Genomic DNA, 5,659 nt, shown 5'->3' with positions numbered 1-5,659 from the left:
TGGTAATGGGTAATTGGTAATGGGTAATTGGTAATGGGTAATTGGTAATGGGTAATGGGTAATGGGTAATGGGAAGAAAAATATTATTTCCTTCCCACAATTTATTTGATCAGAATCCTAACTTTTCTAAAACCGGTTTTGTAGACACAATATGTCTTTCTAAACCCAATTCTTTAGGACTAACACCTAAAGCTAAAGCAATTAATTGGGGTAAGTGCAAAATTGGTAAACCTAATTTTTGACCAATGACTTTTTCTACTTCCGGTTGACGAGAATCTAAATTCAAATGACACAGAGGACATGGTGTGACAATACAATCAGCCCCATTAGCTACAGCTTCTTGAATATGATTTCCCGCCATTTGGAAGGATTCTGTAGTCGCATAGCTAGACAAAGGCCAACCACAACATTGAGTCCTGCCACGATAATATACAGGTGTCGCTCCCACAGCCCGAAATACATTTTCCATTGCTTCGGGTTGAAAAGGATCATCATAGGGCATGGATTTTTGAGCGCGAAGCAGATAACAGCCATAAAAAGCTGCACATTTTAATCCACTTAATTTCTTATTAACACGCCCAGAAATTTCCTCTAAACCATAATCTGTCACCAAAGCATACAAAAGATGTTTAACTTCTGTACTCCCCCGATAAGGAGAACAGCCTTCTTTTTCCAGTAAACCATTAACCTTGTTGAGATAATCGGGATTGGTAGATTGACATTCTTTTAATCGCTCATCAACATGACCAAGGACACCCTGACAGGTGCTACAATGGGTTAGTAAAGGAAGATCCAAAGATTCCGCTAAAGCGATATTTCTAGCGTTAACGGTGTCTTCTAACAATTGCGAATCTTCTTTAAATGTACCAGAACCACAACAAGCGGCTTTTTTCAATTCAATCAGTTCGATACCTAACGCTTTAGTTAGAGATTGGGTAGATATATACAGTTCTCGACAAGCTCCTTGGGCTACACAACCAGGATAATAAGCGTACTTGAGAGTTTTGTATGGCATAAAAGTATACTTGATTTAGATTTTAGAGGTAATTGGGATTTGTTATGTATTGGTAGTGATTGGTAGTAGGGACTTAAATCCGCTAATCTTCAATTCTCAGTTTTCATGATAGAACCTATACTCAGATTCACTCTTTCCGATAAGATGTATATGGCCAAAAAAACTTTGTTCATTGAGAGCAAATCATAGCAACTTGTTAAGGACTTTTATTTATGAGCCAAGCAGATACTTTTGAAAAAGTAAAAAAAATTATCATTGAGCAACTGAGTGTAGACAAACCAGAGAAGGTTATACCAGAAGCCAGTTTTATTGACGATTTAGGGGCTGATTCCCTAGATACAGTTGAGCTAGTCATGGCCTTGGAAGAAGAGTTTGATATCGAAATTCCCGATGAAGCGGCTGAAAAAATTACAACTGTTCAAGCCGTCGTAGATTATATCGATAGTCACGTTGCTGCATCTGCTTAGATAAGTGTTAATTCAGTATAGGCGGGTTTAAAGAGATATTTTGCAGGTATACAGATTAACTGGATAAACCCGCCGGTACATGAGTGTTGAGTGTTTAAACTGTAAAAATTCCAGGAAAACCCCAAAAGTCCTCATCCAAAAGTCCTAATATTGAGAAAACAGTATACTCAAAATTTATGGATATTTGACTGGAAACTCAGCACTCTTAATTGTTCAATCTGCTGCTTTTTCGCCATATTTTTTTCGCCATATTTAATGTAATCATGACAGACTATAAACGTAATCGCGTTGTTGTAACAGGTGTGGGCGCGATTACACCCATTGGAAACACACCCGCCGAATATTGGCAAGGATTATTGAGCGGACAGAATGGTATTGACTATATTACCGCTTTTGATGCTTCTAAACATAGTTGTCGCATTGCTGGTGAAGTCAAAAACTTTGATCCAGAGACTTACTTAGAACGCAAAGAAGCCAAGCGCATGGATCGTTTTTCTCAATTGGGTGTATCGGCGGCTATTCAAGCTGTTGCGGATTCAGGGTTAGTAATTGACGATCTCAACGCTGAACAAATTGGCGTGATCATCGGTTCTGGTATTGGTGGCATTAAAGTATTAGAAGACCAACAAACCATTTATTTAGATCCTAAACGTGGTCCTAGTCGTTGTAGTCCCTTCATGATTCCCATGATGATCGCCAATATGGCAGCGGGATTAACAGCAATTCATACCGGTGCAAAAGGTCCTAATTCCTGTTCTGTAACAGCCTGTGCGGCTGGTTCTAATTCCATTGGTGATGCTTTTCGTCAAATTCAATGGGGATACGCTAAAGCTATGATTTGCGGTGGCTGTGAAGCAGCAGTTACTCCCCTATCAGTGGCAGGATTTGCCTCAGCACGGGCTTTATCTACCCGCAATGATGATCCAGCCCATGCTTGTCGTCCCTTTGATAGGGATAGGGATGGGTTTGTGATGGGTGAAGGCGCGGGAATTTTAATTCTCGAAGAGTTAGAACACGCCATGAATCGTGGCGCACGGATTTATGGGGAAATTGTCGGTTATGGGATGACCTGTGATGCATATCATATCACAGCGCCGATTCCTGGTGGTTTAGGTGCGGCTAGGGCGATAGAATTAGCTTTAAAAGATGGTGCGATCGCCCCAGAAATGGTAAGTTACATCAATGCCCATGGGACAAGTACACCAGCCAATGATATCAACGAAACCGCCGCCATTAAGAAAGCTTTGGGAGATCACGCCTATAAAATAGCCGTCAGTTCCACTAAATCCATGACCGGACATCTTTTAGGTGGTTCGGGAGGAATTGAAGCCGTAGCGACAATTTTAGCCGTAGCTCATGACAAAATTCCCCCTACTATCAACATCGAAAATCTTGATCCAGAATGTGATCTAGATTATGTCCCTCATACCAGCCGCAGTCAAATAGTCGAGGTAGCCTTATCTAACTCCTTTGGCTTTGGTGGTCATAATGTCAGCCTAGCCTTCAAGAAATTTACTCCCTAAAGATACTTACTAGTCAGGTAATAGTAATAGGTAAAGTCAATCACCCAATTATCCATTACCAAGACTTGTATTTATTATTGATCCCCGCATAATTTTGCTCCTAGTTTGTCTTTTAGAAGTGAACATAAGGCATGATAGAGAAATTCATAGCTGAACTAACAGCCTAGCTAATGCCAAGCTTTGGGAAGGCATGATTAAATTTATCAGCTTATCGGCCTGATTCATCGCTAAAAACGTCAAAAATTCCCCTTGTCCATTGATAATTGGGAATGAGATGATGAACAAAGTGGGATCATTTGCTCATGAACCCACAAAAAACCCTAAAAAGAGTCCTAACCCGTCCTTAACAATTAGAGATTATGGCTGTTGCAACCCAATCCCTCCAAGAACTTTGTATCAATTCTATCCGCTTTTTGGCTGTTGATGCCATAGAAAAATCCAAGTCTGGACACCCTGGACTACCGATGGGTGCGGCTCCCATGGCTTTTGTCCTTTGGGACTCCTTCATGCGGTATAATCCCAAAAATCCTCAGTGGTTCAACCGCGATCGCTTTGTTTTATCCGCTGGTCATGGTTCAATGTTACAGTATGCCCTACTGTACCTCACAGGCTACGATAGCGTTACCATAGACGACATCAAACAATTTCGTCAATGGGGTGCTAAGACCCCAGGCCACCCCGAAAATTTTGTTACAGCTGGTGTAGAAGTTACCACAGGTCCTTTAGGTCAAGGAATTGCCAATGCAGTCGGTTTAGCAGTAGCAGAAGCACACCTAGCCGCTAAGTTCAATAAGCCTGATGCAACAATTGTTGATCACTACACTTATGTAATTCTTGGTGATGGTTGCAACATGGAAGGGATTTCTGGTGAAGCCGCTTCTATCGCTGGACACTGGGGATTAGGTAAACTTATTGCGCTCTATGACGATAACCACATCTCTATTGATGGTTCTACAGATGTAGCATTCACCGAAGATGTTTCTAAACGCTTTGAATCCTACGGTTGGCACGTTCTGCACGTTAAAGACGGTAACACAGATTTAGAAGGCATTGCCAAAGCGATCGCCCAAGCAAAAGCAGTTACAGACAAACCCACCATGATTAAGGTGACAACCACCATCGGTTATGGTTCTCCTAATAAAGCTAATACTGCTGGTATTCACGGTGCTGCCTTGGGACCTGACGAAACAATAGCTACCCGCAATAACTTAGGCTGGAAATACGATGCTTTTGTCGTTCCTGAAGATGCCCTCAACCACACCCGCAAGGCTGTTGAACGCGGCGCTGCTTACGAATCCGAGTGGAACAAAGCTTATGCCGAATACAAGGCTAAATACCCCCAAGAAGCCGCTGAATTTGAACGTTTGATTAGTGGCAAATTACCAGAGGGTTGGGATCAAGTATTACCTACCTACACAGATGCAGATAAAGCATTACCTACCCGCAAACACTCGGAAATCTGTCTCAACAAATTAGGTGCTGTTTTACCGGAATTAATCGGTGGTTCTGCTGACTTAACCCACTCCAACCTCACTGAACTTAAAGGTACTGGAGACTTCCAAAAAGGACATTTCGGAAATCGTAACATTCACTTTGGTGTCCGGGAACACGCCATGGGTGCAATTTGTAACGGTATGGCTTTACACCGTTCCGGTTTAATACCATACGGCGCAACTTTCCTTATCTTCACCGATTATATGCGGGCTGCTATTCGTTTAGCTGCTCTTTCTGAAGCTGGCTCAATTTGGGTCATGACTCACGACTCCATTGGCCAGGGTGAAGATGGTCCTACCCACCAACCCATTGAAACTTTAGCTTCTTTGCGGGCTATTCCTGATTTAACCGTAATTCGTCCCGCAGATGGAAATGAAACCTCTGGTGGTTACAAAGTTGCTATTGAGAAGTCTAAAGCACAAGCTTCCACTTTATTAGCTTTCACTCGTCAAAATGTTCCTAACCTAGCAGGTACATCTATCGCAGGTGTCGCTAAGGGTGCATATACAATTGTTGATTGTCAAGGTACACCAGATATCATCTTAATTGGTACTGGCTCAGAATTAAGTCTTTGTGTAAGCGCCGCAGAGAAACTGACAGCAGAAGGTAAGAAAGTTCGTGTTGTTTCTATGCCTTCTTCAACCTTGTTTGACACACAAGATGCAGCTTACAAAGAATCTGTTCTACCAAAAGCTGTTACTAAGCGTCTATCTGTAGAAGCTGCTAGTAGCTTCGGTTGGCATAAGTATATCGGTAGTGAAGGCGATACCGTAAGTATTGATACTTTTGGTGCTTCCGCTCCTGGTGGTATTTGTTTAGAGAAGTTTGGCTTCACAGTTGATAATGTTTTAGCTAAAGCCAAAGCATTGTTAGGTTAATTATTGCAGAATATTTTCTGGTTTTGTGGGGTGGGCTGAAAAAGCTCACCTTTTTTTGTTCTACCCTAATTAATGCTAATCTTTCTTGTTTTTCCTCTTGTTTTAGCAAACCCAATTTAATAGGAAATTAAATATTCAAAAATATTATAATGATGTATTAGATGAACTTTGACAACAATATTCTTTTGTTGCAGCAGCATTATCTATTTGGTTTTTGAGCACCTGAGTTCGATATAAATAATCATCCTGAAAACTAATTATATCAGACTTTTCTCAATTAGC

General features: G+C 41.4%; 4 protein-coding genes. 3 read left to right on the top strand and 1 reads right to left on the bottom strand.

Going from position 1 to position 5,659, the window contains the following annotated elements:
• Window positions 1–109: 109 nt before the first annotated feature.
• Complete coding sequence (locus ACIR131C_RS0112380) at window positions 110–1,015, bottom strand: CoB--CoM heterodisulfide reductase iron-sulfur subunit B family protein (RefSeq protein ID WP_028090448.1); 906 nt, start codon at window positions 1,013–1,015, stop codon at window positions 110–112.
• A 212-nt stretch (window positions 1,016–1,227) separates the two neighbouring features.
• On the opposite strand from ACIR131C_RS0112380, the gene acpP reads away from it, so the two are divergent.
• The 3 genes from acpP (at window position 1,228) to tkt (ending at window position 5,377) form a co-directional block, all read left to right on the top strand.
• Window positions 1,228–1,482, top strand: coding sequence for an acyl carrier protein (gene acpP / locus ACIR131C_RS0112375; protein WP_028090447.1), 255 nt, complete (start codon window positions 1,228–1,230; stop codon window positions 1,480–1,482).
• A gap of 263 nt (window positions 1,483–1,745) precedes the next feature.
• The gene (fabF, locus tag ACIR131C_RS0112370; RefSeq protein WP_028090446.1) at window positions 1,746–3,005 is read left to right on the top strand and encodes a beta-ketoacyl-ACP synthase II; all 1,260 of its coding nucleotides are present in this window, start codon (window positions 1,746–1,748) and stop codon (window positions 3,003–3,005) included.
• Between the two features lie 359 nt (window positions 3,006–3,364).
• On the top strand, window positions 3,365–5,377 hold the full coding sequence (gene tkt / locus ACIR131C_RS0112365; RefSeq protein ID WP_028090445.1) for a transketolase: 2,013 nt from the start codon (window positions 3,365–3,367) through the stop codon (window positions 5,375–5,377).
• Window positions 5,378–5,659 lie beyond the last annotated feature (282 nt).

Source organism: Dolichospermum circinale AWQC131C (assembly GCF_000426905.1).
Classification (GTDB): domain Bacteria; phylum Cyanobacteriota; class Cyanobacteriia; order Cyanobacteriales; family Nostocaceae; genus Dolichospermum; species Dolichospermum circinale.
This window is presented reverse-complemented; position numbering and strand designations above follow the sequence as displayed.

Coding starts and splice junctions, on each gene's coding strand:
- ACIR131C_RS0112380 (WP_028090448.1), bottom strand. CDS start 1,015: ATGCCATACAAAACTCTCAAGTACGCTTATTATCCTGGTTGTGTAGCC.
- acpP (WP_028090447.1), top strand. CDS start 1,228: ATGAGCCAAGCAGATACTTTTGAAAAAGTAAAAAAAATTATCATTGAG.
- fabF (WP_028090446.1), top strand. CDS start 1,746: ATGACAGACTATAAACGTAATCGCGTTGTTGTAACAGGTGTGGGCGCG.
- tkt (WP_028090445.1), top strand. CDS start 3,365: ATGGCTGTTGCAACCCAATCCCTCCAAGAACTTTGTATCAATTCTATC.